The organism is Neisseria sp. HMSC067G12, assembly GCF_001812725.1.
Lineage (GTDB): Bacteria > Pseudomonadota > Gammaproteobacteria > Burkholderiales > Neisseriaceae > Neisseria > Neisseria perflava.
In genome coordinates, this window is the sequence record NZ_KV810186.1 from 1 (window position 1) to 518 (window position 518).

The following is a 518-nucleotide window of genomic DNA, read 5'->3' on the forward strand; positions in this document are numbered from 1 at the left end:
ACCGCCTTATCGGCGAAACCACCGTCCACAACGGACAAAGCGCCACCGTAGGCTACCAATACGACCCGTTGGGCAACCGTATCCGCACCATCCTGCCCGACGGCCGCCAGATTGATTACCTGTACTACGGCAGCGGACACCTGCACCAAATCAGCCTCGACGGCGAAGTCGTCAGCGACATCGAACGCGACAAACTGCACCGCGAAATCCAAAGGACGCAGGGCAGCATCAGCAGCCTGTACGACTACGACCCCATGGGTCGTCTAAAAAGCCAGCGTACCATCCAGAACGGCACACAAACGCTTCACGGCAAACAAAACCCGCTGGCCGGCGGCGTCGTGAACCGCCGCTACGCCTACGACAAAGCCGGCAACCTCATTCAAAGCGCCGATCAAAGAAGCGGCGTCCTCAATTACGTCTACGACAAAATCGGACGCATTCAAGAAGCCCGCAACAGCCAAACCGGCCGCAGCGAAACCTTCGCCTTCGACCCCGCCCACAACATCCTTTCCGACAAA

General features: G+C 58.7%; 1 pseudogene. It reads left to right on the top strand.

Features of this window, described 5'->3' with window-relative positions:
• Nucleotides 1-518 (top strand): annotated as a pseudogene (locus HMPREF2871_RS02540) (sugar-binding protein); the annotation flags it as partial.